Origin of the sequence: Cellulomonas sp. CW35 (assembly GCF_052378485.1) — a bacterium.
GTDB classification, from domain to species: domain Bacteria; phylum Actinomycetota; class Actinomycetes; order Actinomycetales; family Cellulomonadaceae; genus Cellulomonas; species Cellulomonas uda.
Map to the genome: position 1 here is coordinate 1,311,150 of NZ_CP199000.1, position 26,830 is coordinate 1,337,979.

Genomic DNA, 26,830 nt, shown 5'->3' on the forward strand with positions numbered 1-26,830 from the left:
CGGCAACCGTCGCGCTCGCCCGTCGCGACCCTAGCGTGGGGGCGTGAGCGACACCGGGTACGGGGACTTCGAGTTCGAGCGACGGTTCTGGGTGCGGGACCTGCCGGTCGACCTGCTCGACGAGTCGCCGACGATCATCGTGCAGTCGTACTTCCTGGCCGACGAGGGTTTCGCGCTGCGCGTGCGCGTCCAGACGTCGGGCGGCGCCCCCGCGGTGGACCCGGCGAGGTCGCCGCTCGAGGTGCTCGACGAGCACGCGGACCGGTTCGACTTCTGCGCCGTCACCGTGAAGGGCCCGATGAACTCCGGCACGCGGTACGAGGCCGAGCGCGAGCTCGACGTCGCGGTGGGGATGGAGCTCGTGCGGCGCGGTGGGCAGCGGGTCGCCAAGACACGGCACTCGGTGTGGCTGGGCGACGACGGCTGGGTCGTCGACGTGTTCGCGGGTGCGAACGCGCCGCTCGTCGTGGCCGAGGTCGAACGTGGCGGACCCGTCACGGACCTCGTCGTGCCCGAGTTCTGCGTCACGGAGGTGACCGACGACCCGCGGTTCGGCAACGACGCGCTCGCGCGCACGCCGTACGGCGCGTGGGCCGCTGGCTACGAACGCGAGCTCGCCGCGACCGGCCCCCGGTTCCTGCCGGGCCTGGGCCGTACGCGTCGCGCCGGCCAGGACTGAGCGGACCCCTCAGGCGGGTCGGGGGGCGGTGTGCTCCGCGGGGACCTCCTCGCCCGGCGCCACCGGACCCGGCGGCGTGCCGTCACCGAACGGTCGCCCGCCGAGCTGCTCGCGTGCGTGCGGCGTCCACCAGCCCGACAGGTCGGGACCCAGGGGCACGATCCCGCGGGCGTTCAGGTCGCGGTGCACCTCGTAGTAGTGCCGCTTGATGTGGACGAAGTCGACCGTGTCGCCGAACCCGGGCGTCTGGAACAGGTCGCGCGCGTACGCCCACAGCACCGGCATCGCCGCCAGCGTGCTGCGGTTGCACTTGAAGTGCCCGTGGTAGACCGCGTCGAACCGCACCAGGGTCGTGAAGAGGCGCACGTCGGCCTCGGTGATGGTGTCGCCGACGAGGTAGCGCCGGCTCGCGAGCCGCTCGCTCAGCCGGTCGAGCCGGTCGAACAGGCGGTGGAACGCCGCGTCGTAGGACTCCTGGTCGCCGGCGAACCCGCACCGGTACACACCGTTGTTGACGTCGCGGTACACGGTGTCCGCGACCTCGTCGATCTCGTCGCGCAGGTGCTCGGGGTACAGGTCCGGCGCGCCCGCGCGGTGGTGCGCGGTCCACTCGGTCGACAGGTCGAGCGTGAGCTGGGCGAAGTCGTTGGTGACGACCTGCCCGGTCGGCACGTCGACGATCGCGGGCACCGTGATGCCGCGCGGGTAGTCGGGGAACCGCGCGAGGTAGGCGTCGCGGATCCGGGGGATCCCGAGCACGGGGTCGACCCCGCCCGGGTCGAGGTCGAACGTCCACGATCGCTCGTCGTGCGTCGGCCCGCACACGCCCAGCGACAGCACGGGTTCGAGGCCGAGCAGGCGTCGCACGATGATCGCGCGGTTCGCCCAGGGGCAGGCCCGCGCGACGACGAGCCGGTACCGGCCCGGCTCCACGGGGTAGCCGTCTCGGCCGTCGGCCGTGATGCGGGTGGTGATGTAGCGCGTGTCCCGCCGGTACTCGGTCCCGTCCTGGGAGTACACACCGGGACGGTCGTGCGCGTCCTGCGCGGTGGGGCTCATCGTCCGATCATGCCCGGTCCGCCCACCGCCGGCAGCCGTAGAGTGGCGGGCCTTGTCTCCGGCAGGAAGGGTGGGGCGTGGGTCGAGGTCGGGTGGTCGTCACCGTCGTGGTGCTCGCGGTGCTGGTGGGGACGCTGGCAATCGTCGTGGGGAGCCAGGGCTGGCCGCAGGCGTGGTCGCCCCGGGGCGCCTCGACCGCACCGTCGGCCGGGGCGTCGGCGGGCACGACGCGCGCGGCGCCGACGCCGACACCGTCCCCCGCGGTCCTCGCCGCGCGGGTGCGGGCCCCGCAGGAGGCGGCCACGGTGCTGGCGGCGGACGACCCGGTCGCCGCGGCGGTGCAGGCGTCCTCCGCGGTGTTCGCGTCCGCGCCCGTCGTCGTGATCGCCCCCGACGACGACCCCGCGGCCCAGGCCACGGGCGCGTCCGCCGCGGTCGAGGTCGGTGGCCCGCTGCTGCTCATGACGGGGTCGACGGCCGACCGACCCGTGCGCGCCGAGATCGTCCGGCTCGCGGCGCGGGCCGTCCTCGTGGTCGGCTCCGCCAGCACGCGCGCACTGCCCGAGTCGCTCGCGCTGGTGCCCGTCCCCGCGGACGCCGACGCCGACGAGCTCGCGGCGGTCACCGGCGCGCGGACGCCGGTGACGGCCACCCGCGCACCGACGCCGTCCGCGTCGTCGCGCGCGACCCCGCCGGCCACCCGACGCCCGGCGCGTGTGCCGGGCCTCGTCGGGCTCACGGGTGCGGGCGGTGACACGACCGCCGCGGTCGCGACGCTGCGAGCCGCACGGATCCCGCTGGTCGCGGTGCCCGGCGCCGACCCGCGCGCCTCGACGCACACGGTCCGGGCGCTCGCGAAGGCCGAGGCGACGCACGTGGTCGCGCTCGGGGCCGCGTTCGGACCCGCGGACCGCCTCGCGGCGCGGGTCGCGACCGCCGCCACCGGGACGCTCGCCCCCGGGGGCGGCCAGCTCGTGTTCCCCGCGGTCGAGGGCGTGCCGGCGAAGCGGTACGTCGCGCTGTACGGCTCGCCCGGCTCGGGTGCGCTGGGTGTGCTCGGCGAGCAGGACGTGCCCGCGACGATCGCACGCGCGCAGAAGGTCGCGCGGCACTACCGTCCGCTCACCGACGCCACCGTGGTGCCCGCCGTCGAGGTCATCGCGACCATCGCGTCCGCCGAGCCGGGTGACGACGGCGACTACTCGCGCGAGCGCCCCGTCGCGGAGCTTCGTCCGCTCGTCGAGGCGGCGGGGGAGGCGGGCCTCGCGGTCGTGCTCGACCTGCAGCCGGGCCGCACGGACTTCCTCACGCAGGCGAAGCGGTACCGCGAGCTCTTGGAGCTGCCGTACGTCGGGCTCGCGCTCGACCCCGAGTGGCGCCTCGAGCCCGACCAGAAGCACCTCGCGCAGATCGGCTCGGTCGGCGTCGACGAGGTCGACGCGGTCGGCGACTGGCTCGCCGAGCTCACCGCGTCGCGCCGGCTGCCGCAGAAGATGTTCGTGCTCCACCAGTTCTCGCTGCGGATGGTCGAGGGCCGCGAGCGGCTCGACACGAGCCACGACGAGCTCGCGATCGTGATCCACGTCGACGGGCAGGGCACGCAGCCCGCCAAGCAGGGCACGTGGCGCACGCTGCGACGGGGTGCGCCAGCCGTGCACTGGGGGTGGAAGAACTTCTTCGACGAGGACTCGCCGATGCTGACCCCGCGGCAGACCTACCAGGTCGACCCGGTCCCGGACCTCGTCACCTACCAGTGAGCCCACGGCCAGGCGGGCCGTCGCGGTCCGACGACCCCGCCGCGATGCGGCGCGCTCACGCGTCTAGGCTCGTCGCGATGAGCGAGCAGACCGACGCGACGAGCGACGACCGGCGCACGCGGTGGCTCGTGCGCGCCGCCCTCGCGCTCGTCGCGGTCCTGGTGTCGCTGACGTACGGCCTCACGACGGCGCGCGCCGAGGCCGGCTTCGGGCCGCACCTGGCGCAGTACGCCGTCACCACCGACGACCTCGTGGTGGTCGACCTCGGCCCGCTCGGCACGCTCGAGGTCGACTCGCCGCTGCCCCTCACGCTGGGTGCGCGCGTGACCGTGCAGGAGATCCCCGCGACGCTGACCGAGGTCGACGACGCGACCACGCTCCAGGCCCTGTCCGGGGACCTGCAGCGGTACGTCCAGTTCTTCTCCGCGCCGCGCGCGACGATCGAGGACGTGACACGCGCGATCGTCGCCGACGCGCTGCGCCGCGCCGGGGGCGCGCTCCTCGTGCTCGTCGGGCTGTGGTGGCTCGGGCGCGTCGCGCTCGGGGCGACCCGTCGCGCGGAGCTGGGCGCCACCTGGGGCGCGCACCGCGCGCAGATCGCCGTGGGCACCGCGCTCGCGGTGGCGGTCGCGAGCCTGACCACGTCGAGCCTCGGGCCGCGGGACCACGTCGACGAGGCGCGGCAGGTCTCGCGCGTGTTCGACGGCACCGCGCTCGAGGGGGCGCGGGTCACCGGCCGGCTCGGCGGCGTCATCGACACCTACGGCGCGAAGGTGCTCGCGGCGTACCGCACGAACGAGGAGTTCTACGCACGCGCGGACGAGGCGCTCGCGGTCGCGTGGGACGAGCGGCAGGACGCGCAGGCGCGTGAGGCGGCGCAGGCGGCGCAGGCCGAGCGGCTCGCGCAGGAGCTCGCCGAGCGCGAGCGCGCGGCGGCCGGGGGTGCCGCGCCTCCCGCCCCGACCACGGACACGACGACGGACCCGACGAGCGCCCCGACGTCGGACCCGACGAGCGCCCCGACGTCGGACCTGACGAGCGCCCCGACGACCTCACCGACGGCCGCCCCGCCCACGACGAGCCCGAGCCCGACACCGAGCCCCACACCGAGCCCGACACCGCCGACGCGCGCGGAGGACCTCGTGACGCTCGTCGTCGTCTCCGACCTGCACTGCAACGTGGGGATGGCCCCGCTCATCACGACGCTCGTCGAGCGGTCGGGTGCGTCGGTCGTACTGGACGCGGGCGACACGACGATGAACGGCACGGCGGTCGAGCAGTACTGCACGTCGACGTTCGCGTCTGCCGTCCCGGACGGCGTCGACCTCGTCGCGGTCGGCGGCAACCACGACTCGGCCGAGTCGGCGCACAGCTACGCGAAGGCGGGCGCGACCGTCCTGTCCGGCAAGGTGGTCGAGGTCGACGGCATCCGGGTCCTCGGCGACGCCGACCCGAACGAGACGCGCGCGGGTGCCGCGACCGCCTCGCTCGGCGAGAGCGCACGGGACGCGGGCGAGCGGCTCGCGGCCGTGGCGTGCGACGACGACGGCGTCGACCTCCTGCTCATCCACACCCCCGCGGTGGGGGAGGCCGCGATGTCGAGCGGCTGCGTGCCCGCGCAGGTCTCGGGCCACCTGCACCGGCGCACGGACCCGCAGCAGGTCGGTCTGGGCGCCCGGTTCATCAGCTCGAGCACCGCGGGCGCGACGCTCGGGCAGGCAACGGTCGGCCCGCTGAACGGCACCGCGGAGCTCACCGTCCTGCGGTGGGACCCCGCGACGCGGCTGTTCGTGGACTCCCAGGTCGTGCGGGTGTCGCCCGCGGCGACGGTCGAGGTGCTCGAGCGCCGCCCCTGGCCGACGGTCGTGCGGCCCGAGCGCGGGTCGCCCGTGCCGATCCGGGGCCCGGTCCCCTTCTGACGGTTCACCCGTGCCTGCTCGCGCGCACGGGCTTACCGTGGACCGGTGGCGAGGCGGCCCGGGGGGATCGCGCCGCGACGGTCGAGGGTGACCGCCGCGTCGTCGCACACGTCCCTGCGGCACTCGCTCGTGCGGGTCGTGCTGACGATCCTGCTGGCCCTGGGCCTGACGGTCCTCGCGATGCTCGGTCCGGTCGCGCCGGGCAACGCGGGTGCGGACACCGACCACCTCGCCGCGGGCGAGTCCCTGCGGCCGCGCGAGTCGCTGGTCTCGCCCGGGGGGACGTCGGTGCTCGTCGTGGGCGCGTCCGGACGGGTGTCGGTGTACGGCCCGGGCGGTGACGTGGTGTGGACCGTGGGCGGTCGCTCGCGCGGTGCGGCGCTCGAGCTCGACGACGAGGGCCACCTCGGGCTCGTCGGGCGGGGCGGGCGCACGCTGTGGACGCCGGACCTCGGCGAGGGCCGCGTCGTCGGGGCCCGCCTCGAGCTGCGGGACGACGGCGACCTGGTGCTGCTCGACGACACGGGCGCGACGGTGTGGGCGACGGGCACGGCGCAGCGCTCGTCGACGCTCGCGGCCGGCGGCTCCGTCCTGCCCGGCCAGCCGCTCACGTCACCGGACGGGCGGCACGTGCTCGTCGTGCGGCGGACGGGCAACGTGGTGCTGCTCGGCCCGGACTCGCGTCCGCGCTGGTCGAGCGCGACCGAGGGCGCGGGCACGGCGTTGACGCTGGACGCGGACGGCGTGCTCGCGGTCCGCGACGCGCAGGGTGCCGCCGTGTGGACCACGCACCGCGCGGCCGTGCCCGGCTCGACGCTCGTCCTGCGCGACGACGGTGACGTGGTGCTCACGGCGCCCGACGGCAACGCGGTCTGGAGCAGCGGGACCGGGCTCGGACCTGCGTCCCTGCCGGTCGACGCCGCGCTGACCGAGGGGCAGCGCCTCGACGGCCCCGACGGTCACCTGCACCTGGACCTTGCCGCGGACGCGCTGACGCTGCGCTACGACGACACCACGGTGTGGACCGCGCCGGCGGCCCCCGGCCCGGGCGGCTCGTTGCACGTGCGCGGTGACGGGCGGCTCGTGCTGGTCGACGGCGACGGCCGGGCCGTCTGGGGGACGCAGGCCCCGGAGGGCGGGGCGCCCGGTTCCGCGCTGCGTCTCGACGCCGCCGGTGCGCTGCTCACGGCGGGCAACGGTCAGGAGCTGTGGCGCGTCGACGTCCCCGCGGACGTGCTCGCGGCCGCGACCGCACCACCGCCCGCCGACTGCTCGCTCGTCGACGGTCCGGTCGGCCTCGACGCCACGGTCCTGACCAGCCACGGCGTGCGCGTGCACGCCTGCCTGGCGGACGCGGTCGACGAGCTGCTCACGCAGGCCCGCGCGGCGGGCATCGACCTCGGGGCGTCCGGCTGGCGCAGCCACGAGCAGCAGGTGGCGGCCCGCGCCCGCAACTGCCACGCGACGTCGTCGGGCGTCGTGTGCCGTCCACCGACCGCCGTGCCGGGCAGCTCGCGGCACGAGCGCGGGCTCGCGCTCGACCTCACGGACCACGGACGGCTCGTGCGGACCGGGACGCCCGCGTGGGACTGGCTGGTCGAGCACGCCGGGCGGTACGGGCTGCAGAACCTGCCGGGCGAGCCGTGGCACTGGAGCGTGGACGGGTCCTGACCCGCATGGTCGCCTGGCCTAGCCTGGTCGTCGTGACCGATGCCCGACCCGAGCCGACCCCCGCGCTGTCGCCCGTCGCGCAGGACTACCTCAAGGTCGTGTGGTCGGCCACGGAGTGGGCCGAGCGACCGGTCACGACGAAGCTGCTCGCCACGCGGCTCGGCGTCGGCGCCTCGACCGTCTCGGAGACCGTGCGCCGGCTCGCGGACCAGGGTCTGCTCACGCACGAGCCGTACGGCGCCGTCGGCCTGACCGACGAGGGGCGCCGGCACGCGCTCGCGATGGTGCGCCGCCACCGGCTCGTCGAGACGTTCCTCGTCGAGGTGCTCGGGTACGGCTGGGACGAGGTGCACGACGAGGCGGAGGTGCTCGAGCACGCCGTGAGCGACGTGTTCGTCGAGCGCGTCGCCGAGCGGCTCGGCCACCCGGTGCGCGACCCGCACGGCGACCCGATCCCCGGCCCCGACGGCAGCCTGGTGGCGCCCGACGCGACGCCGATGTGGGACGCCGACCCGGGACGGTGGACGGTCGCGCGGATCAGCGACGCGGACCCCGACCTGCTGCGCTACCTCGACGAGGTCGGCATCGGCATCGACACCGTGCTGACGGTGGGCCCGCGCCGCGACGCGGTCGGGACGGTCGGCGTCACCGTGGGTGACCGGGCGCTGGACCTGGGCCAGGTCGCGGCGCACGCGATCTGGATCACCCCGGCCGCGACGCGCTGAGCAGGCGGCGGACGCGACGCCCGGGAGGTGCGGCGCTCAGCGCCGCCGCGTGCCGAACACCGTCCGGGTGATCTCCCGGCCGAGCTGCGTGCCGACCGAGCGCAGCAGCGAGTCGAACGCACCGCTCGTGCGCTGCGTGGTCTTCTTGCGTGCCGCGGCGGCCTCCTTCTCGCGCTGCTTGGCGACCCGCTCGGCCTCCTCGGCCTTCTCCTTCGCCTGCTCCGCCTCCTGCGCGGCCTGCTGCGCGGCGAGCCGCTCCGCGGCACTCTGCTCCGCCCGCGCCGTGAGCAGCTCGTACGCCGACTCCCGGTCCACGGCCTGCGCGTAGCGGGCGGCGAGAGGGCTGGCGGTCACCGCGGCGGTCTGCTCGTCGGCCGGGGCCGGGTCCATCGACGACTGCGGCGCACGCAGCCGGGTCCACGCGACGGGCGTCGGGACACCCTTCTCGCCGAGCACCGTCACGACCGCCTCGCCCGTCCCCAACGAGGTGAGCACCTCCTCGAGGTCGTAGGGCGACGTCGGGAACGTGCGCGCGGCGGCCCGCAGCGCCTTGGCGTCCTCCGGGGTGTAGGCGCGCAGCGCGTGCTGCACGCGGCTGCCGAGCTGGGCGAGCACGTCCGCGGGCACGTCCTTGGGGCTCTGGGTCACGAAGAACACGCCGACACCCTTGGACCGGATGAGCCGGACGGTCTGCGTGACCTGCGTGAGGAAGTCGTCGGACGCGTCGTGGAACAGCAGGTGCGCCTCGTCGAAGAAGAACACCAGGCGCGGCTTGTCGGGGTCACCGACCTCGGGCAGGACCTGGAACAGCTCCGCGAGCAGCCACATGAGGAACGTGGAGAACAGCGCGGGCCGGTCCTGCACGCCGGGCAGCTCGAGGGCCGTGACGACCCCGCGGCCGTCGGCGGCGGTGCGCAGCAGCTCGGTGACCTCGAACGCGGGCTCGCCGAAGAACGCGTCGGCACCCTGCGCCTGCAGCGCGACGATCTCGCGCAGGATCACTCCCGCCGTCGCGGCGGACAGCCCGCCGATGCCCTTGAGCTCGGCCTTGCCCTCGTCGGACACGAGGTACGCGATCGTCGACTGCAGGTCCTTGAGGTCGAGCAGCGCGAGCCCCTGCACGTCCGCCCAGTGCATGATCAGCCCGAGGCTGGACTCCTGCGTCGCGTTGAGCCCGAGCACCTTGGCGAGCAGCAGCGGACCGAAGTCCGTGACGGTCGTGCGCACCGGGACCCCGGTGCCCATCCCGCCCAGCGTGAGCAGCTCCACGGGCGACGCCGTGGGCACCCACTCCTGGCCGACGCTGCGCGTGCGCTCGAGGAGCTTGTCCGACGACGTCCCGGGCCGCATGAGCCCGGACAGGTCGCCCTTGACGTCGGCGACGAACACCGGGACGCCCGCGGCCGAGAGCCCTTCCGTCATGACCTGCAGCGTCTTGGTCTTGCCCGTGCCGGTCGCGCCCGCGACCAGGCCGTGCCGGTTGAGCATGGCGAGCGGGAGGCCCACCTGCACGGACGCGACGGGGGAGGAGTCCTCCAGGAACGCGCCGAGCGGGAGCACGGCGCCGGAGAACGTGTAGCCCGCGCGCACCGTCGCCGCGTGCTCCGACAACGTGGCGGGCGTCGACGCGGCCGGCTGGGCGGCGGCGGGCGTCGTTCCGGGCGCCGTGTCAGGCGTCGTACCGGGCGCCGACGAGAGTGCGGCGGCCTCGGCCGCGGCGAGCGCGGCTGCGGCGGCGGCCGCCTTCGCCTCGGCCGCCTCGGCGGCCGCTGCTGCCGCGGCGGCGCGCAGCGCGGCGAGCTCCGCCTCGCCGGCGGGGGCGCTCGGGGTGCTCGGGGTGCCGGCGGCGCCGGCGGCAGGGACCTCGCTGTCCGACATGCGTCGATCCTAGAGCGGCCAGGGGCCCCGCGCGGGCTCGGTAAACTCGCGGGGTGACCACGACCCCTGCGCAGAGCCCCGATCCGAGCGTCGAGTCCCGCGACGACGTGCCGTTCCGCTACACCGCGGACCTCGCACGAGAGATCGAGCTCCGCTGGCAGGACGAGTGGCAGGAGCGCGGGACGTTCTTCGCCGCGAACCCCACGGGTCACCTCACCGACGGTGAGGGGCGCCACGCGGACCCGTCGAAGCGCACGTTCTTCGTCATGGACATGTTCCCGTACCCCTCGGGCGCGGGCCTGCACATCGGTCACCCGCTGGGCTACATCGCGACCGACGTCGTGGCGCGCTACCGCCGCATGCAGGGCGACAACGTGCTGCACGCCCTCGGCTTCGACGCGTTCGGCCTGCCGGCCGAGCAGTACGCCGTGCAGACGGGCCAGCACCCCCGCGTCACGACCGAGGCGAACATCGCGATCATGCAGCGTCAGCTGCGCCGCCTGGGCCTCGCGCACGACCCGCGACGCTCGTTCGCGACGATCGACCCGGAGTACGTGCGCTGGACGCAGTGGATCTTCCTGCAGATCTTCGGCGCCTGGTACGACGAGGACGCGGTGCGCGCCGACGGCGGCCGCGGCAAGGCCCGGCCGATCGAGGACCTCGAGGCCGAGCTCGCCGCCGGCACGCGGCCCGTCCCGGTCGTCGACGGAGTGCGCGCGAATGTCGCGTGGGCGGACCTGGACGCCGTCGAGCGTCGTCGCGTGCTGGACTCGCGCCGCCTGGCGTACGTCTCCGAGACGCCCGTGAACTGGTGCCCGGGCCTCGGCACGGTCCTCGCGAACGAGGAGGTCACCTCCGACGGTCGCTCCGAGCGCGGCAACTTCCCCGTGTTCCAGCGCAGCCTGCGCCAGTGGAACATGCGGATCACCGCGTACGCGGACCGCCTGACCGACGACCTCGAGCACATCGACTGGCCGGAGAAGGTCAAGTCGATGCAGCGCAACTGGATCGGGCGCTCGTCGGGTGCGCACGTGACGTTCGCGGTCGAGGGCGGCCAGGAGGTCACGGTCTTCACGACGCGGCCCGACACGCTGTTCGGCGCGACGTTCATGGTCGTCGCGCCCGAGCACCCGCTGCTCGACGAGGTGCCCGCGGCCTGGCCCGACGGGACCAAGGACGCGTGGACGGGCGGTCACGGGTCGCCCGCCGCGGCCGTCGCGGCGTACCGCGCGGAGGCGGCCGCGAAGACGGCCGTCGAGCGGCAGGCGGACGCGGGCCGCAAGACGGGCGTGTTCACCGGCCACCTGGCGGTGAACCCCGTGAACGGCGAGCCGCTGCCGGTGTTCACCGCCGACTACGTGCTCATGGGCTACGGCACCGGCGCGATCATGGCCGTCCCCGGCGGCGACGCGCGTGACTTCGCGTTCGCGCAGGCGTTCGACCTGCCGGTCGTCTACACGGTCGACGGCGAGGAGACGGACGCCGCCCGCACGGGCGACGGCGCCGTCGTCAACTCCTCGAACGACGAGATCTCGCTCGACGGTCTGGACGTCGCGACCGCGAAGGACCGGATCACGCAGTGGCTCGAGGCCAAGGGCGTGGGGGCGGGCACCGTCACGTACCGCCTGCGCGACTGGCTGTTCTCGCGCCAGCGGTACTGGGGAGAGCCGTTCCCGATCGTCTACGACGAGCACGACCTGCCGATCGCGCTGCCGCTCGACGCGCTGCCGGTCGCCCTGCCCGACGTGCCCGACTACTCACCGCGCACGTTCGACCCCGACGACGCGGACTCCTCGCCCGAGCCGCCGCTGGGCCGCAACGAGGACTGGGTGGCCGTCACGCTCGACCTGGGCGACGGACCGCGCACCTTCCGCCGCGACACCAACACGATGCCGAACTGGGCGGGCTCGTGCTGGTACTACCTGCGCTACCTCGACCCCGCGTCGCAGGACGTGCTCGTCGACCCGGTGCTCGAGAAGTTCTGGCTGGCGCCGGGCCACTCGGGCGACCCGACGGACACGGTCGGGGGTGTCGACCTGTACGTCGGCGGCGTCGAGCACGCGGTGCTGCACCTGCTGTACGCGCGGTTCTGGCACAAGGTGCTGTTCGACCTCGGCCACGTGAGCGGCGCCGAGCCCTTCCACAAGCTGTTCAACCAGGGCTACATCCAGGCGTACGCCTACACCGACGAGCGGGGCGTGCACGTGCCCGCGGCCGAGGTGGTCGAGGACGCGTCGTCGCCCACGGGGTTCTCCTGGGAGGGCCGGCCCGTCAACCGCGAGTACGGGAAGATGGGCAAGTCGCTGAAGAACATGGTGACGCCCGACGAGATGTACGCCGAGTACGGCGCCGACACGCTGCGCGTGTACGAGATGTCGATGGGGCCGCTCGACCTGTCGCGGCCGTGGGAGACGCGCGCGGTCGTCGGGTCGCAGCGGTTCCTGCAGCGCCTGTGGCGCAACGTGGTCTCGGAGACGGACGGCACGCTCGTCGTGTCCGACGACGCCCCGTCGGACGAGACGCTGCGCGTGCTGCACCGCACGATCGCGGACGTCACCGAGGACATGGCGCACATGCGGATCAACACCGCGATCGCCAAGCTCATCGTCCTCAACAACCACCTCACGACGCTGGACGCGGCGCCGCGCGCGGCGGTCGAGGCGCTCGTGCTCATGACCGCGCCGATCGCACCGCACCTCGCCGAGGAGCTCTGGGCCCGCCTGGGCCACGAGCGCTCGCTCGCGCACGCGCCCTACCCGGTGGCGGACCCGGCGTACCTCGTCGAGGACACCGTCACGTGCGTCTTCCAGGTGCAGGGCAAGGTTCGGGGTCGCGCGGAGGTCTCGCCGCAGGTGTCGGACGACGACCTGCGCGCGCTCGCGCTCGCGGACGCCGGTGTGCAGCGCGCGCTCGACGGCCGTGACGTGCGCACCGTGATCGTGCGCGCACCCAAGCTCGTCAACGTGGTGCCGGCCTGATCGGGCGCCGCGGGCGGCCGGCCGCCGGGCCGGTCGCCGTCGTCACGGACTCCACCGCGTCGCTGCCCGAGGGGCTCGCGGAGCGGTGGGGCGTGCGCGTGGTGCCGCTCGACGTGCTCGTCGGGACGCGACGGCACGTCGAGGGCGTGGACCTCAGCCCGGCCGACCTGCTCGGGGCGCTGCAGCGCGGTGAGCGCGTCAGCACCTCGCAGCCACCGCCCGCGGCGTTCGCGGCCGCGTACCGCGCGGCCGCGGAGGCCGGGGCGCGCGAGGTCGTCTCCGTGCACCTGTCGGGAGAGCTGTCCGGCACTGTCGGGGCCGCGCGGGTCGCCGCCGCCGACGCACCGGTCCCGGTGCACGTGGTCGACTCCGCGGTCACCGTCATGGCGCTCGGGTTCGCGGCGCTCGCCGCAGCCCGGCACGCGCGAGGCGGTGCCGTGGGCGGTCCCGTGGGCGGCCCAGGGGGCGACGAAGGCGTTGTGCGTCTCCTGGACGGGCCGCAGGTGTCCGAGCCCGCGTCCACGCGCCTGGTCGACCGGGTCGCGCAGTGGGTCGCCCGGGGCGACGCGCCCGCCCTGCCCGACGGTGACGACGTCGCGCGCGTCGCACGCGAGCGCAGCGCCGCCGCGCGGGCGTGGTTCCTCGTCGACTCGCTCGACCACCTGCGACGTGGTGGTCGGCTGTCCGCGCCCGCGGCGGCGCTCGGCACCGTGCTGGGGCTGCGTCCGCTCCTGACGCTCGACGAGGGCCGCGTGGTCGTGGCCGAGAAGGTCCGCACCCGGCGCGCGGCGCGGGAGCGTCTCGAGGCCGTCGCGCGTGCCCACGCCGAGACACGCGGCCCGGTGCGGGTCGCCGTGCACCACCTGGGGCAGCCCGACGTCGCGGCGGAGCTCGTCGCTCAGGTGCGGCGGTGGCCGCGCGTCGTCGAGGCCGTCGCGTGCGAGACCAGTGCGGTCATCGCGGCGCACGTCGGCCCGGGGCTGCTCGCGGTCGTCGTCGTCGACGCCTGACGCGCCACCCGACCCCAGCCCCCGCACGGGCGCGAGGTCTCCACAGCCGGGGACCGCGCCGTCCGCCGACGGGACGCCGCGGCCTAGCGTTCGGGCGGTGATCCCGCTCGACCCGACCCGGTCCCGCGACGTGCGCTCGCGGCTGCGCGCCCTGACGGCGCCGGACCCCGACGCGGCCGACGACCCCGCACGGCCGGTACCGTCCGGGTCGCGGCGTCCGTTCGGGGACGCGCTCGCGGTCGCCGCGGAGCGGTACGCCGACGCGCACGGCGTGCTGCCGGTGCCCCACCCGGAGCCCGCCCGCGTGCGGTGGCGGCCGAGCGTGCGCAGCGCGCTCGCGGGAGCGGTCGCGCTCGCGCTCGTCGCGGGAGCCGTCGTCGTGCGCAGCGTCGCGACGCAGCCCGGGCACCCGGTCACGCTCCCCGTGCCGGCGCCGCTGGCCTCGTCCCCGGCCCCGCCGTCGGACGCGACGAGCGGCGGCGCGCCGGGTCCCACGGGGCCGGGTGCCACGGCGACCGCGGCGCTGGAGGTCGTCGTGGACGTCGCCGGGGAGGTCGTCCGGCCCGGCGTCGTGCGCCTGCCGGCGGGGTCACGCGTCGTCGACGCGATCGAGGCCGCCGGGGGAGCGACCGGCGGCGCGGACCTCGCGCGGCTCAACCTCGCGCGGGTGCTCGTCGACGCGGAGCAGGTGCTCGTCCCGCGCCCGGGGGATCCGCTCCCGGCCGGTCCGACGTCGGCGTCCTCGAGCGCGTCGTCGGCGGGCGCCCTCGTCGACCTCAACCTCGCCGACGCCGCGACGCTCGACACGTTGCCCGGCATCGGCCCGGTGCTCGCCGGGCGCATCGTCGAGCACCGGACGCAGCGCCCCTTCGGGAGCGTCGACGAGCTGGTCGACGTCCCCGGCATCGGGACGGCGCTGCTCGAGCAGCTGCGCGACCTGGTGCGCGTGTGACGGTCGACCTCCGCCTCGCACCGGCCGCGCTCGGGTCCTGGCTCTCCGCCCTGCTCGTCGTGCGCGCTCCGCCCGGGACGGCGCTCGTCGCCGCGGTCGCTGCGGGGGTCGTGGCGCTCGTCGTGGCGCTCGGGCCGAGCCGGCGCCGCTGGGACGGGATCGAGCGGCCGACGTGGCGGGCGTCGGTGGTCCTGGCGCTGCTGGCGGCCGCGGCGGTGGGTGCCGCCGGCGCCGCGCAGGTCGGGGCGCGGGAGCGCGGCCTGCTCCCCGAGCTCACGGCCGGCGCCGCGGTGGGCACGGTGGTCGGCCGTGTCAGCGCCGAACCGGTGCCGGTGCGCGCGGCGTGGCCGGGTGCGCCGCCGCGCGTGCGGTGGGCGCTCGACGTGACGCGTGTCGAGGCCGCCGGTCGGGCGTCGGGCGCCGTCGGGCGGGTCGTGGTGCTGAGCGGCGAGCCCGCAGCCGGCGGACCGGCGTACGGCGCGCGCGTCCAGGTCACCGGCCGGGTGCACGCGGCGCAGCGCGGGGCCCGCGAGGTGGCGCTGCTGGTCGCGTCCGCCGACCCGGTCGTGCTCGCGCCCCCGCGGGCCTGGGACGCGGCCGCGGGACGGGTCCGGGCGCACGTCCGCGGGCTCGCGGACCCGCTCCCCGGCGACGCGGCGGCGCTCCTGCCGGGCGTGACCGTGGGGGACACCGCGCGCGTGCCCGACGACCTGTCGGACGCCATGCGGGCGTCCGGGCTGACCCACCTCGTGGCCGTCTCGGGCGCGCACTTCGCGCTCGTCGCCTCGCTCGTCCTCGCCGGCACGGCAGCCCTGCGCGCGCCGCCGCGCGTGCAGGCCGCCGCGACCGTCGTCGTCGCCGCCGGGATGCTCGTGCTCGTGCACCCCGAGCCGAGCGTGGTGCGGGCGGCCACGATGGGGGCGGTCGCCGTGCTCGGACTGGCGGCCGGGCGGCCGGCGCGCTCACCCGCGGCGCTCGGCGCGGCCGTGACGGTGCTGCTCGTCGCGGACCCCTGGCTCGCGGCCGAGCTCGGCTTCGCGCTGTCGGTCGCCGCCACCGCAGGCATCGTCCTGCTCGGCGTCGCGCTCACCCGGCGCTGGGCGGGACGGCTCGGGCACGGCGTCGCGGCTGCGCTCGCGGTCCCGGTCGCGGCGCAGCTGGTGTGCGCCCCGCTCGTCCTGGTGGCGAGCGGGGTCCTCACGCCGTGGGGCGTCCTGGCGAACGTCGCGGTCGCGCCCGCGGTCGCGCCGGCCACGCTCCTGGGGCTGCTCGCCGCGGCGCTGGCGCCGTGGTGGCCGGGCGGCGCGCAGGCCGCCGCGGCGGCCGCCGGGGCCGCGTGCTGGTGGATCGGCGCCGTCGCCCGGCACGCCGCGCAGCTGCCCGGTGCGCGTCTCGAGTGGATGCCGGGGACGGCGGGCGTGACGCTCCTCGCCGCCGCCGGCCTCGCGCTCGCGCGGCTGCTGCTCGGGCGGCGGCGGGAGGTGTCGGCGGCGTCTGGCAGGCTGGACTCGTGCCCGCGCCCACCCGCTCCAGCCGTTCCTCCGGTGGTCGTCCCGGCGGTCAGCGCCGCCCGTCGTCGCCCCCCGGCCTGACGTGGGAGGAGGCGGCGCCCGCACCCGTCGTGCTCGTGCGCGGTGCGGAGGGCCTGCTCGTCGACCGTGCGACCGACCGGATCGTCGGCCTCGCGCGCGAGGCGGACCCCGACGTGGAGGTGACGCGGATCGACGCGGCGCAGTACACGGCTGGGATGCTGGGCGTGACGACGAGCCCGTCGCTGTTCGCCGAGGACAAGGTCGTCGTGGTCGAGGCGCTCGAGACGGGCACGGACGACGTGTTCACCGACGTCCAGGCCTACCTGACGGCGCCCGCACCGGGCGTCGTGCTCGTCCTGCGCCACAGCGGGGGAGCCCGCGGGAAGAAGACGCTCGACGCCCTCCGCGCCGCGCGGGTGCCGGAGGTCGCGTGCGACGCCGTGACCTCCGACTCGGACAAGACCTCGTTCGTGAACGCCGAGCTGCGGCGAGCGGGCCGGCGCGCCGACGGCGCCGCGGTGCGCGCGCTCGTCGACGCCGTCGGCAGCGACCTGCGCGAGCTCGCCGCGTCGTGCTCCCAGCTCGTGGCCGACACCACCGGCATGATCGGCGTCGAGGTCGTCGAGCGGTACTACGGCGGCCGCATCGAGGCGACCGGCTTCCGGGTCGCCGACGCCGCGGTGGCGGGCGACGCGGGTCAGGCGGTCGCCCTGCTGCGCCACGCGCTCGCCACCGGGCTCGACCCCGTGCCCGTCGTCGCCGCGCTGGCCGCCAAGCTCCGCACCATCGCGAAGGTCGGCGCCGTGCGCGGCCGCGGGCAGGGCGCGCTGCGGGACCTCGGGCTGGCCCCGTGGCAGGTGGACCGCGCGCTGCGCGAGCTGCGCTCGTGGACGCCGGAGGCGCTCGCGGAGGCGATCAGCGCGGTCGCTCAGGCGGACGCCGAGGTCAAGGGCGAGAGCCGGGACCCCCGGTTCGCGGTCGAACGGGCCGTGCTCCGCGTGGCGGCGGCCGCCCGCTCCTGACGGTCGACCGTCCGCCCGGCCGGCGCCAGGGCGACGGTCAGAGCATCGTGGCCGCGGGGCCGAGGATGTCGCCCTGCAGCAGGTCGAACCCCCACGCGACGCAGTGGTCCACGAGCGCGGCGTCGCTCACCCGCTCGGCGACCACCTGCGCCCCCGTGCTGCGTGCGAGCTCCACGAGCGCGCTGCCGTGCCGGACCAGGTCGCGGCAGTCGATCTTCACGTAGTCGGCCCACGGCAGCATCGCGAGCTGCGCGGCGGTCGCGGTGAAGTCGTCGATCGCCAGGCGGTAGCCCGCCGACCGCAGCCGCGTGAGGCCCGCGAGGGCGGCGTCGTCCGCCGGGACGGTCTCGACGACCTCGAGCACGAGCCGGTCGCGGTGCGGCGGCAGGGTGCGGCTGTCGACCAGGTAGCCACGCGTGACGTTGACGAACGCGAGCGTGTCGTGCAGGTCCATCGTCGGGATCCGGCCGAGCACCGCCTCGGTGGCGTCCTCCTGGCGCCCCTCGTCCCAGTGGTCCACGCCCGCCGGTGTGCCGTCCGGCCTGCGGTACAGCAGCTCGTAGCCGTGCAGGTCACCGCCCGGTGACCAGATCGGCTGGCGCGCGACCTGCGGCGGCGTCGAGGGCCGTGACGCGCTCGTGGAGGGACTCACGCTGGATGAGAGGCGCAGACGCGCGATCCATGACGCCGTTTCGTGAGACACGTCGCCGGCGTCCGTGTCCGCGTCAGTCGACGATCTGGGCGCTCGCGCGGTCGAGGACGCCCGCGCGCTCGAGAAGGTTGCCCTGGAACAGGGTGAACCCCAGGTCACGGGCGTGTGCCATCGCCTCGGGGGTCTCGACGTACTCCGCGACGAGGCTCGCGCCGTACGAGCGGGCGAGCGTGACGACGGGGTGCCCCTCGACGTCGAGGTCCCGCACGTCGACCTTGACGTAGTCCGCGTGCGGCAGGAGTCGACGCTGCGCCGCGCTGCTCACGAACGCCGGCAGCGCGAACCGGTAGCCCTCGGCGCGCAGGCGCCGGACGCCGGCGAGCACGTCGGCGTCGATCGGCACGGTGTCCGGGACGACGAGCACGAGCCGGTCGGGGCGGCGCGGCACCGCGAGGTCACCGACGAGGTACGCGCGCGTGCACCGCACGAACAGCAGCCGTCCGTTCGCGACGCTCTCGAGGTCCGCGCGGCCGAACGTCGCGGACAGCACGTGGGCGGTCGCACGCTCGTGCTGCTGCGCGCTCCAGGAGCCCGCGGAAGCGCCCGACAGGGCGCCGTCCCCGCGGTAGGAGAGCTCGTACGCGACCGGTTGGCCGGATGCGGTGAAGATGCCCTGGCGGCCGACGAGCACGGGGGAGGCCGAGACGTGCGCCTCCCACTGCGTGCGAAGGGCCCCCGGGATCGCGTCGTCCACAGCCGCCGCGAGGCGCCGGAGTGCCGCGTCGTCGAGGTCGTCCTTCACACGCACCATGACATCACAGGTGCGCGGCGCGGTTGCGCGAACGCCCGGGTGGAAATCGCTCGCCCCAAACGTTTCATCCACGCCGTGGTCCACGCTGCCGCGACGCGCGGCCGCCGGAGACGGGACGAGGCGCCACCCCCTCAGGGGTGACGCCTCGTGGCTCACGCACGACGTGCGGCGTGTGCTGCCCGCGCGCGGGAACTCAGAGCGAGTTGACCGACTTCGCGAGCGCCGACTTCTTGTTGGCCGCCTGGTTGGCGTGGATGACGCCCTTGCTGACCGCCTTGTCGAGCTTCTTCGACGCGGTCTGCAGCGCGGCGGTGGCCGCGTCCTTGTCACCGCCGGCGACGGCCTCGCGGACGCGACGGACGTGCGTCTTGAGCTCGGACTTCACCGACTTGTTGCGCAGGCGCGCCTTCTCGTTGGTGCGGATGCGCTTGATCTGGGACTTGATGTTCGCCACTGGTGGACTCTCTTGTGCGTTCGCCGAAGCGATCTGACAGGTCGTAGAGGGCGCGCGCAGCTCCGGGACTGGGGCGTGGGGACACCCGCGGAGAGGAGCTGGGCGAGTGCCCGCCGACCTGGGCGGACACGCAAGGGAAGATGCTACCCGACGCGGACGCCCCCACCCAAGCCGCGCAGCCCGGACCGGCGGACGTCACACCGGGTCGCCACCGCCGGGGTCTCGGGGGCGATGGCCCTCAGACCCGGCCGCGCAGCTCGGTCAGCGCGTCGGTCACCCGCACGAACAGGTCGTGGTCGACGACGGCGCCCTCGCGGCGGATGGAGTCGGGGTCGAGGCGCAGCACCCGGTCCAGGCGGACCTCGCTGTCCCGGCGCCGCGCGTCCCACGGGCCCGAGCCGATGTCCATCCACACGCGACCCTTGCGCGCCTCCCGCGCGGCGTTGCGGCCGTGGTCCGTGCTCGTGAGCATGAGGCCGAGCACGACCGGCCCGTCCCAGCCGACGACGAGCACCGGGCGGTCCTTGCCCTGTGTCGCGTCCTCCTCGTAGGGCACCCACGTCCACACGATCTCGCCCGGGTCGGCGGCGCCGTCCGGCTCGGGGCTGTAGTGGATCGGCACCGCGCCGACGTGGTCCGGCAGCGTGCGGCGTGCGGTCTGTGGGGCCGTCGGCCCCGCGGGGCGCGGTGGGCGCGGTGGGCGCGGGCGTTCGCGGGTGCTCGTCGAGCCGCGTGCGCCGAGCGCGCGCAGCAGCGCGGCAGCGCTGCGCAGGAGGTGCGAGACGGAGGACGAAGCGGGCACGCCCGGGAACCTAGTGGGTCGTCCGGGTCGGTGTGCAACCTCGTCGGGACCCACCGGGTCGCATACCGGGTCTCGTACCAGGTCTCGTACCGGGTCTCGTATGAGGTCCAGCACCAGGTCTACGGTCGGCGCGTGGACGTCCCGGCCGGACGCCACGCGAGGATGGAGGGGAGCGCACATGGCGGGACGGACCACCCGCGTCGAGCCCTGGGACGGGTGGGTCGCGAGCCGGCCCGCGTGCCACCTGCGGGCGTCCGCGGCGCCCGGCGTCCTGCTCGACGCGTTCGTGCGCGCCGCGCGCGGCGCACGGCTGCGCGTCGCCGTCGGCGCGGCGGGGGCGCGCGCCGCGCGGGGCGTGCGCCTGGGCGGCCTCGCCGCCGAGGTCCTCCAGCTGCCCGTCGCGCACCTGTGGGCGCGTCTCGAGGTGCGGGCCGCCGAGCACGCGGTCGTCGACGAGCCGCAGCTGCGCGAGCTGCGGGTCGTGTGCGTCGCGGGGGAGCGCGAGCCGGGCAGCGCGACGAGTGTCGCCCGGCTCCTCGACGACGCGGTGGCGCGCGTGGAGCGCTCGGGCGTCGCCGTCGACGTGCTGCCCTGGGCCGCCGCGCTCGACGGGGCCACGTAACGCGCCGGTGATCTGCCCGGGCTACGTTCGGCCCATGGCGGACCTCTTCGACGACTACCCGGCCGGGGTCGCCTGGGACGAGATGCTCGACCCCGCGACCGGCCCGCGCGCCGCGTACAAGCACGTGCACGCGGCGCTCGCGCAGCTCTCCGCCGGCGAGCTGCGGGCTCGCGCCGACGCTCTCGCCCGCACCTACCTGACGCAGGGCGTGACGTTCGACTTCGCGGGCGAGGAGCGGCCCTTCCCGCTCGACGTCGTGCCGCGCGTCCTGGCGGGCGACGAGTGGGAGCACGTCGCGCCGGGCGTCGCGCAGCGGGTCCGCGCGCTCGAGGCGTTCCTGGCGGACGTGTACGGGCCGCAGCGGGTCGTCGCGGACGGCGTGCTGCCGCGCTCGGTCGTCGTCTCGTCGACGAACTACTGCCGCGCCGCGCGCGGGATCACCCCGCCCAACGGCGTGCGGGTGCACGTGTCGGGCATCGACCTGATCCGCGACTCGCTCGGTGGCTGGCGTGTGCTCGAGGACAACGTGCGCGTCCCGAGCGGCGTGAGCTACGTCCTGTCGAACCGGCGGGCGATGGCGCAGACGTTCCCGGAGCTGTTCGCGGCGCTGCGGATCCGGCCCGTCTCGGACTACCCGCGCCGCCTGCTCGCCGCGCTGACCGCGGCCGCCCCGGCTGGCGTGGACGACCCGACGGTCGTCGTGCTGACGCCGGGCGTCTACAACAGCGCGTACTTCGAGCACTCGCTGCTCGCGCGGACGATGGGCGTCGAGCTCGTCGAGGGTCGCGACCTGTTCTGCGCCCAGGGTCGCGTGTGGATGCGCACCACGCAGGGTCGTCGTCGGGTGGACGTCATCTACCGCCGGGTCGACGACGACTTCCTCGACCCGGTCACCTTCCGTGCCGACTCGCTGCTGGGCTCGCCCGGCCTCATGACGTGTGCGCGCAACGGCACGGTCACCATCGCCAACGCGGTGGGCAACGGCGTGGCCGACGACAAGCTCGTCTACACGTACGTGCCGGACCTGATCCGCTACTACCTGGGCGAGGAGCCGATCCTCGCGAACGTCGACACGTGGCGCCTGGAGGAACCCGGGTCGCTCGAGGAGGTGCTGGACCGGCTCGACGAGCTCGTCGTCAAGCCCGTCGACGGCTCGGGCGGCAAGGGGCTCGTCGTCGGCCCGGCGGCCACGCGCGCCGAGCTCGACGCGCTGCGCTCGCGGCTCGTCGAGGACCCGCGCGGGTGGATCGCCCAGCCCGTCGTGCAGCTGTCGACCGTCCCGACGCTCGTCGAGGACGGGTTGCGCCCCCGGCACACGGACCTGCGCCCGTTCGCCGTCAACGACGGCGACGACGTGTGGGTGCTGCCCGGCGGTCTGACGCGCGTCGCGCTGCCGGAGGGGCGGCTCGTCGTGAACTCCTCGCAGGGCGGAGGGTCCAAGGACACGTGGGTGCTGGGCGGTGCGCCGCCGCGACGCGAGCCCGCGACCGCGGCCGTGCACCAGCCCGTCCCCGTGGGGAACGCGGTGCCGATCGACGCGAACCCGCAGGACATCCGCGCGCACGTCATGCAGCAGCAGCAGCAGACGCTCGACGGTCCCGTGCGCGCGTCGTCGTCGGACCAGGAGGTGGTGACGTGCTGAGCCGCATCGCCGAGTCGCTGTTCTGGATCGGCCGCTACGTGGAGCGGGCCGACGACACCGCGCGCCTGCTCGACGTGCACCTGCAGATCCTGCTCGAGGACCCGTGGGCCGAGGAGGACCTGGCCTGCCGCTCGCTGCTGTCCGTCATGGACCGCCGGCTGCCGGCCCAGGGCGCGCCGATCGGTCGCGTCGAGGTGCTGGACGTGCTCGCGTACGACCGGTTCTCGCCGTCGTCCATCGCCGGCGCGCTCGTCTCGGCGCGGGAGAACGCGCGTCGGGCCCGCGAGGTCATCTCGACCGAGCTGTGGGAGAGCCTCAACGCGACGTGGAACCAGCTCCCGTCGCACATGCGCCCGGCACGGCCGCACGACTACTTCACGTGGGTGCGGGAGCGGGCCGCGGTGGTCGCCGGGGTCGTCGACGCGACCGCGTCCCGCGACGACACGTGGGCGTTCATGGTCCTGGGCCGCTCGATCGAGCGTGCGGACATGACCGCGCGCCTGCTCACCACGCGCGCGCTCGCGGGGTCCGGCGGGCCGGGCTGGACGACCCTGCTGCGCTCGTGCGGCGCGCACGAGGCGTTCCTGCGCACGTACCGCGGCGCGGCGTCCGACGAGCGTGCGGCAGGGTTCCTGCTGCTCGACCGCCTGTTCCCGCGCTCGATCGTGTTCGCGCTCAACCAGGCCGAGGCGTGCCTGGCGGCGCTGGAGCCCGTCGCGGACCGGGCGATCGTCGACGACGCGCGTCGCCACATCGGCCTCGTGCGCACCAACCTCGAGTACCGGCCGCTGATCGACGTGCTCGACGCGCTCCCGCGCGAGATGGAGCAGGTGCAGCGGGCGTGCGCCGCGGCGTCCGACGCGGTCCGCGGCCGCTACTTCCCGTCCGCGCTCACCACGACCTGGGTGGGGGAGAACCTGTGAACCGGCTCCGCGTGGTGCACACCTCGACGTTCCGCTACGCCGCGCCCGTGCAGGCGTCCTACAACGAGGCGCGCATGACCCCGGTGTCGCAGGCCGGGCAGACCGTCGTCTCGAGCAGGTTCGAGGCCCAGCCGCACACGTGGTCGTACGAGTACCGCGACTACTGGGGCACCGCGGTCACCGCGTTCGAGGTGCTCGTGCCGCACGAGTCGATGGTCATCACGGCCGAGCACGTCGTCGAGGTGCGTGAACCCGCCCCGCCCCGCGCGGTGCTCGGGTGGGACGCGCTCGGCACCGACGAGGTCCGCGACCGGATGGCCGAGTTCCTCGCCGACACCCCGACGACCGCCGCCCCCGACGAGGTCGCCGAGCTCGCGCGGGCGAGCGCCGAAGGGTTCGAGCCCTCCGACGCGGCCGTCGCGGTGTGCGAGGCGCTGCGTGACCGCGTCGAGTACATCCCCGGTGTCACCACGGTGCACACCCCGGCCGCCGAGGCATGGGCGGCCCGCGCGGGGGTGTGCCAGGACGTCGCGCACCTCGCGCTGGGTGCCCTGCGGTCCGTCGGCATCCCGGCGCGCTACGTCTCGGGCTACCTGCACCCGACTCGCGGCGGGGAGGTCGGCCAGACCGTCACCGGTGAGTCGCACGCCTGGGTCGAGTGGTGGGTCGGCGACTGGGTCGCGTACGACCCGACGAACCGGGTCCCCGCGGGCGAGCACCACGTCGTCCTCGCGCGCGGCCGGTCCTACGACGACGTCGCGCCGCTGCGCGGCATCTACGCAGGCGCCGGCACGCAGGAGCTCGACGTCGAGGTCCGCATCACCCGCGAGGCCTGACCCCGCAAGCAGGCGCCGGTCAGCCGTCGAGGTGGCTGCGGAGCTCGACGATCTCGAACTGGGGCGTGCTCGACGTCGTGAACGCCGTGCCGTCGATGTCGCGCCACTTGTGCAACGGGTCGATGTCCACTCGGTAGCGACCCGTCCATGTCGTGTACAGGGTGATCCGCGCGCTCCCGGGCTCACGGTACGACCGCGCCAGGTCGTGGTCGGGGTAGGGGTGACCGGGACTCGTCGTCTCCAACGGACGCTCGCCGTCGCCGAAGTCCCACACGAAAGCGATCGGTGTCGCCTCGATATCGAGTCCGAACCCCAGGAGCTCCGTCCGGAAGGTGGCCGGTTCTGCCTCCGTGTAGACGATCGTGGGCTTGTTGACGAGGACCTCACCCCGATCCGGTTGCATGTGCGCTCGCAGCGGCGTGATCGTCAGCTGCCGGAAGTCGTCCTCGGCGACGGCGGGGAGCAGGTCCTCCGGGCAGTGCCATCCCACCTGCTGCTCCCACGGGTTCACGTCCCGTATGCGACGCCAGATCGGCTGGAGCGCGTCGCCGTCCTCACACTCAGGCGGATCGTGCTGGACTGCCGATCCACCCCAGCAGAGATCGTGGCTGACGTCGTCGATCTCCGGAGCACGACTCCAGCACGGGAGGTCGCGCTTCCACTCGTAGATGCCTGCGGTCGGGTTCGCGACATACGCGCTCAGGCCCGCGGTCGCGTTGATCGCGCGAAAGACCAGTTCGTCGTCTCGGGCGCGGCCGCCGACCCCGATCGCGGTACCGGGCGTTGCAACCGTGACTGAGAGGCCGAGTGCAGAGAGGATCGCGACGCCGAGACGGAAGGCTGACCTCATGACGGCTCGACCAGCCCGATCACCTTCCAGCCGTCGTCGGTGTGCATGACGTCGACTTCGAAGGGATGGTTGGTCGCTCCCGGATCTTCCTCGACGATCGACCCGTCAGGAGCAATCTCTCGCGACGGTTCCTGGGTCAGCCTGACCGTCACCGTGAAGTAGTCGGCACTGCGCGCCATGACGTCGGTGGAGTTCACGACGATCGCGCCACCTTCGGTTCTGACCCCTTGTGACTCGTAGTCGCCGATGAGCTCGATGATGCGGTTGCAATACCGGCAGTCGTCGTGGGAGAGGGCCTGCATGCCTTTGAGGTCGTGCGTTGCCGCGGCGTACGGGAAGAGGAGGACGAAGTACTCCGCGACGTCGGCGGCGGCGTCCTCGTCGGCGGGCGCATCCAAGGCTGCCGGGCGCGGCGGAGGGGTCGTGAGGTCAACCGAACTGAGATCCGGCGCCGCCTGGGTCGGTGTAGGCGTCGGTGCAGGCGATGGGGTGATGGGTGCTGTCGTTTCGCGATCGTGGGTGACTCGCGCAGTGGGAGTGTCGGCGGGCGCGCTCGCTGTGCACCCCGCCAGCGCGGCCGTCGCGATGACGGTCGCTGCGAGCGTGCGTGGGCGGAAACGCGAGCGTGGCGTGACCGTGCGGCGGGATCGGTCACACGCCGTGACCGTTGCGAGAAGGCGCATGTGCCGAAGGTACCCAAAGCGGACAGGGCGTCGAGCCGCAGTACGTCAGGCTGTGGACGAGTGTCCGGGGCGTGCAACGACGCCCCGCGGCCGAGGCGTGCGGGGCGTCGCGCGACGATGGTCGATCCGGGGTCACTCGAGGACGAAGGTGACCTCCAGAACCACGTGGTACGCGGTGATCGTGCCGTCGGCCACCTCGACCTTCTGGTCCTTGACCCACGCGCCCGACACGTTGCGCAGGGTCGCCGACGCGCGTTCGACCCCGAGCCGTACGGCGTCGTCGAAGCTCTTCTCGGAGCGGGCGCTGATGGTGGTGATGCGGGCGACGGACATGACGCGACCTCCTGTGGGTTGGTGGTGCGGTGGCAGGTCAGCGCGGGCCGTGCGTGGTGCTGCGCTCGCTGCCGACCGTCCTTCGACTGTGGCCGCGGTCACACCAGCCCGCAACCGGACGGAGCGCCGTCAGGGCGTCAGGCGGCGGGCGAGCGCGTCGTCGAGTGCGGCGGCGTCACCGCGCACCGCGACCTCGTCGGGCGACCGGCGGCCCCACACCAGGAGCGCGAGGTCCTGCGCGGTGCCCTCGACCGTGACGGAGGGTGTGCCCGTGCCGCCCAGCAGCCAGGTCTGGTCCGCGTCGGTCGCGACGAGGCGCACCGGGGCGGGCAGGGGCTGCATGCGCCCCATCGCCTGCTGGCGGGGCTGCATGACGGTGACGACCTCGTCGACCGTGTCGGACCACACGGCGGCGTCGTCGTCGAGGGGGAGCCCACCCGCGGTGCGCAGGTCCCACAGGTGGACGGTCGTCTCGTGGAGCTGGCGGCGGCGCCACCAGGACGCGGGACCGTTGCCGACCAGGGTCCAGCCCTCGGTGTCGCCGAGGCGGACGAGGGTCTCGCGCAGCTCGGCGGCCTGGGTCGCGTAGAACGTGTCGAGCACGAACGGCCCGCGTCCCAGCGGTGTCTCCTGCCGCTTCGACGCCTGGCCCGCGGCCCAGTGGTGGATGCGTCCCAGGTGCACGACGAGGTCGCGCACGCGCCAGCGCCCGCACCACGGCACGCGCGTCGTCGGGTCCACCTCGGCGATCGAGGCGAGGAACGCGTCCTGCGCCGCCACGAGGTGCGTGAGGTGGTCGAGCCCGAGCGGTGCGGGGGAAGGCGCACCGTCCGAGGCGCGTGCGGGCGGCTCGGCGGTCGCGGCGTCGTACGGGGCCCGGGTCATGGGACCATGGTGGCGCCGGGCACCGACACCCACGAGTGCCGGTCCGGCCGAGTCCCGGGCATCTTCCGCCAGGTCCTCGAGCACCGCACCGCACGGCGAGTCCCGGTCGACCGGGGCCTGCCGGCCGTAACCCCGACGAGAACCGGAGCACCCGC

General features: G+C 75.0%; 24 protein-coding genes. 14 read left to right on the forward strand and 10 right to left on the reverse strand.

The window, feature by feature from the left end; all coding sequences use genetic code 11:
• The first annotated feature begins 43 nt into the window (after positions 1-43).
• Complete coding sequence (locus ACT17Q_RS06160) at positions 44-679, forward strand: hypothetical protein (RefSeq protein WP_141319304.1); 636 nt, start codon at positions 44-46, stop codon at positions 677-679.
• 9 nt (positions 680-688) lie between these two features.
• On the opposite strand, the gene ACT17Q_RS06165 is transcribed toward ACT17Q_RS06160, so the two are convergent.
• Positions 689-1,738 carry a glutathione S-transferase family protein gene (locus ACT17Q_RS06165; RefSeq protein ID WP_444665122.1) on the reverse strand — a complete coding sequence of 350 codons (1,050 nt, stop codon included), beginning with the start codon at positions 1,736-1,738 and terminating at the stop codon, positions 689-691.
• A 77-nt stretch (positions 1,739-1,815) separates the two neighbouring features.
• Between ACT17Q_RS06165 and ACT17Q_RS06170 the strand changes: the two genes are divergently transcribed.
• From ACT17Q_RS06170 to ACT17Q_RS06185, 4 genes are all read left to right on the forward strand, one after another.
• A complete protein-coding gene (locus tag ACT17Q_RS06170) occupies positions 1,816-3,495 on the forward strand; it encodes a hypothetical protein (protein WP_444665123.1) in 1,680 nt (559 codons plus the stop codon).
• A gap of 77 nt (positions 3,496-3,572) precedes the next feature.
• Entirely contained in the window at positions 3,573-5,414 is a 1,842-nt protein-coding gene (locus ACT17Q_RS06175; protein ID WP_444665124.1) for a metallophosphoesterase family protein, read from the forward strand.
• An 87-nt stretch (positions 5,415-5,501) separates the two neighbouring features.
• Positions 5,502-7,085 carry a D-alanyl-D-alanine carboxypeptidase family protein gene (locus ACT17Q_RS06180; protein ID WP_444665125.1) on the forward strand — a complete coding sequence of 528 codons (1,584 nt, stop codon included), beginning with the start codon at positions 5,502-5,504 and terminating at the stop codon, positions 7,083-7,085.
• Between the two features lie 5 nt (positions 7,086-7,090).
• Positions 7,091-7,810 carry a metal-dependent transcriptional regulator gene (locus ACT17Q_RS06185; RefSeq protein WP_141319314.1) on the forward strand — a complete coding sequence of 240 codons (720 nt, stop codon included), beginning with the start codon at positions 7,091-7,093 and terminating at the stop codon, positions 7,808-7,810.
• 36 nt (positions 7,811-7,846) lie between these two features.
• Here the strand turns inward: ACT17Q_RS06185 and ACT17Q_RS06190 are convergent, their stop codons facing one another.
• Positions 7,847-9,688, reverse strand: a complete 1,842-nt coding sequence (locus tag ACT17Q_RS06190; protein WP_141319316.1) for a helicase HerA-like domain-containing protein — start codon at positions 9,686-9,688, stop codon at positions 7,847-7,849.
• A 53-nt stretch (positions 9,689-9,741) separates the two neighbouring features.
• Between ACT17Q_RS06190 and leuS the strand changes: the two genes are divergently transcribed.
• The 5 genes from leuS (at position 9,742) to holA (ending at position 17,182) form a co-directional block, all read left to right on the forward strand.
• Complete coding sequence (leuS, locus tag ACT17Q_RS06195) at positions 9,742-12,666, forward strand: leucine--tRNA ligase (RefSeq protein WP_444665126.1); 2,925 nt, start codon at positions 9,742-9,744, stop codon at positions 12,664-12,666.
• 92 nt (positions 12,667-12,758) lie between these two features.
• Positions 12,759-13,676, forward strand: a complete 918-nt coding sequence (locus tag ACT17Q_RS06200; protein WP_444665127.1) for a DegV family protein — start codon at positions 12,759-12,761, stop codon at positions 13,674-13,676.
• A 97-nt stretch (positions 13,677-13,773) separates the two neighbouring features.
• Positions 13,774-14,628, forward strand: a complete 855-nt coding sequence (locus ACT17Q_RS06205) for a ComEA family DNA-binding protein (protein WP_444665128.1) — start codon at positions 13,774-13,776, stop codon at positions 14,626-14,628.
• On the forward strand, positions 14,625-16,220 hold the full coding sequence (locus tag ACT17Q_RS06210; RefSeq protein WP_444665129.1) for a ComEC/Rec2 family competence protein: 1,596 nt from the start codon (positions 14,625-14,627) through the stop codon (positions 16,218-16,220). Before ACT17Q_RS06205 ends, ACT17Q_RS06210 begins: the two co-directional genes overlap by 4 nt.
• Complete coding sequence (holA, locus tag ACT17Q_RS06215; RefSeq protein ID WP_268534607.1) at positions 16,217-17,182, forward strand: DNA polymerase III subunit delta; 966 nt, start codon at positions 16,217-16,219, stop codon at positions 17,180-17,182. The genes ACT17Q_RS06210 and holA overlap by 4 nt, the downstream gene beginning before the upstream one ends.
• Positions 17,183-17,219: 37 nt before the next feature.
• On the opposite strand, the gene ACT17Q_RS06220 is transcribed toward holA, so the two are convergent.
• The 4 genes from ACT17Q_RS06220 to ACT17Q_RS06235 all read right to left on the reverse strand — a co-directional run bounded on the left by ACT17Q_RS06220 (position 17,220) and on the right by ACT17Q_RS06235 (position 19,901).
• Complete coding sequence (locus tag ACT17Q_RS06220) at positions 17,220-17,834, reverse strand: EAL domain-containing protein (protein WP_094180373.1); 615 nt, start codon at positions 17,832-17,834, stop codon at positions 17,220-17,222.
• Positions 17,835-17,907: 73 nt separating this feature from the next.
• Positions 17,908-18,645, reverse strand: a complete 738-nt coding sequence (locus ACT17Q_RS06225; RefSeq protein WP_268534597.1) for an EAL domain-containing protein — start codon at positions 18,643-18,645, stop codon at positions 17,908-17,910.
• A 193-nt stretch (positions 18,646-18,838) separates the two neighbouring features.
• The gene (gene rpsT / locus ACT17Q_RS06230) at positions 18,839-19,099 is read right to left on the reverse strand and encodes a 30S ribosomal protein S20 (RefSeq protein ID WP_094180372.1); all 261 of its coding nucleotides are present in this window, start codon (positions 19,097-19,099) and stop codon (positions 18,839-18,841) included.
• Positions 19,100-19,337: 238 nt separating this feature from the next.
• The gene (locus ACT17Q_RS06235; protein ID WP_444665130.1) at positions 19,338-19,901 is read right to left on the reverse strand and encodes a type II toxin-antitoxin system PemK/MazF family toxin; all 564 of its coding nucleotides are present in this window, start codon (positions 19,899-19,901) and stop codon (positions 19,338-19,340) included.
• Between the two features lie 178 nt (positions 19,902-20,079).
• Between ACT17Q_RS06235 and ACT17Q_RS06240 the strand changes: the two genes are divergently transcribed.
• Genes ACT17Q_RS06240 through ACT17Q_RS06255 form a run of 4 tightly spaced genes read left to right on the forward strand, consistent with a single transcriptional unit; the run spans position 20,080 to position 23,924 of the window.
• Positions 20,080-20,523 (forward strand): hypothetical protein, encoded by a 444-nt coding sequence (locus tag ACT17Q_RS06240; protein ID WP_444665131.1) that lies wholly within the window; start codon positions 20,080-20,082, stop codon positions 20,521-20,523.
• A gap of 34 nt (positions 20,524-20,557) precedes the next feature.
• A complete protein-coding gene (locus tag ACT17Q_RS06245) occupies positions 20,558-22,165 on the forward strand; it encodes a circularly permuted type 2 ATP-grasp protein (protein WP_444665132.1) in 1,608 nt (535 codons plus the stop codon).
• Positions 22,159-23,088, forward strand: coding sequence for an alpha-E domain-containing protein (locus ACT17Q_RS06250; RefSeq protein WP_268534591.1), 930 nt, complete (start codon positions 22,159-22,161; stop codon positions 23,086-23,088). Before ACT17Q_RS06245 ends, ACT17Q_RS06250 begins: the two co-directional genes overlap by 7 nt.
• Entirely contained in the window at positions 23,085-23,924 is an 840-nt protein-coding gene (locus tag ACT17Q_RS06255) for a transglutaminase family protein (RefSeq protein ID WP_094180367.1), read from the forward strand. Before ACT17Q_RS06250 ends, ACT17Q_RS06255 begins: the two co-directional genes overlap by 4 nt.
• A 19-nt stretch (positions 23,925-23,943) precedes the next feature.
• Here ACT17Q_RS06255 and ACT17Q_RS06260 read toward each other — a convergent pair whose 3' ends face one another.
• From ACT17Q_RS06260 to ACT17Q_RS06275, 4 genes are all read right to left on the reverse strand, one after another.
• On the reverse strand, positions 23,944-24,774 hold the full coding sequence (locus ACT17Q_RS06260) for a PKD domain-containing protein (protein WP_444665133.1): 831 nt from the start codon (positions 24,772-24,774) through the stop codon (positions 23,944-23,946).
• Entirely contained in the window at positions 24,771-25,457 is a 687-nt protein-coding gene (locus ACT17Q_RS06265; protein WP_444665134.1) for a DUF6318 family protein, read from the reverse strand. The genes ACT17Q_RS06260 and ACT17Q_RS06265 overlap by 4 nt, the downstream gene beginning before the upstream one ends.
• A gap of 132 nt (positions 25,458-25,589) precedes the next feature.
• Positions 25,590-25,790 (reverse strand): dodecin family protein, encoded by a 201-nt coding sequence (locus tag ACT17Q_RS06270; protein WP_094180364.1) that lies wholly within the window; start codon positions 25,788-25,790, stop codon positions 25,590-25,592.
• A 129-nt stretch (positions 25,791-25,919) separates the two neighbouring features.
• On the reverse strand, positions 25,920-26,675 hold the full coding sequence (locus ACT17Q_RS06275; protein ID WP_268534582.1) for a maleylpyruvate isomerase family mycothiol-dependent enzyme: 756 nt from the start codon (positions 26,673-26,675) through the stop codon (positions 25,920-25,922).
• Positions 26,676-26,830: the final 155 nt, after the last annotated feature.

Coding starts and splice junctions, on each gene's coding strand:
- ACT17Q_RS06245 (WP_444665132.1), top strand. CDS start 20,558: ATGGCGGACCTCTTCGACGACTACCCGGCCGGGGTCGCCTGGGACGAG.
- ACT17Q_RS06175 (WP_444665124.1), top strand. CDS start 3,573: ATGAGCGAGCAGACCGACGCGACGAGCGACGACCGGCGCACGCGGTGG.
- ACT17Q_RS06260 (WP_444665133.1), bottom strand. CDS start 24,774: ATGAGGTCAGCCTTCCGTCTCGGCGTCGCGATCCTCTCTGCACTCGGC.
- ACT17Q_RS06185 (WP_141319314.1), top strand. CDS start 7,091: ATGGTCGCCTGGCCTAGCCTGGTCGTCGTGACCGATGCCCGACCCGAG.
- ACT17Q_RS06165 (WP_444665122.1), bottom strand. CDS start 1,738: ATGAGCCCCACCGCGCAGGACGCGCACGACCGTCCCGGTGTGTACTCC.
- ACT17Q_RS06225 (WP_268534597.1), bottom strand. CDS start 18,645: ATGGTGCGTGTGAAGGACGACCTCGACGACGCGGCACTCCGGCGCCTC.
- ACT17Q_RS06190 (WP_141319316.1), bottom strand. CDS start 9,688: ATGTCGGACAGCGAGGTCCCTGCCGCCGGCGCCGCCGGCACCCCGAGC.
- ACT17Q_RS06265 (WP_444665134.1), bottom strand. CDS start 25,457: ATGCGCCTTCTCGCAACGGTCACGGCGTGTGACCGATCCCGCCGCACG.
- ACT17Q_RS06275 (WP_268534582.1), bottom strand. CDS start 26,675: ATGACCCGGGCCCCGTACGACGCCGCGACCGCCGAGCCGCCCGCACGC.
- ACT17Q_RS06270 (WP_094180364.1), bottom strand. CDS start 25,790: ATGTCCGTCGCCCGCATCACCACCATCAGCGCCCGCTCCGAGAAGAGC.
- ACT17Q_RS06240 (WP_444665131.1), top strand. CDS start 20,080: ATGGCGGGACGGACCACCCGCGTCGAGCCCTGGGACGGGTGGGTCGCG.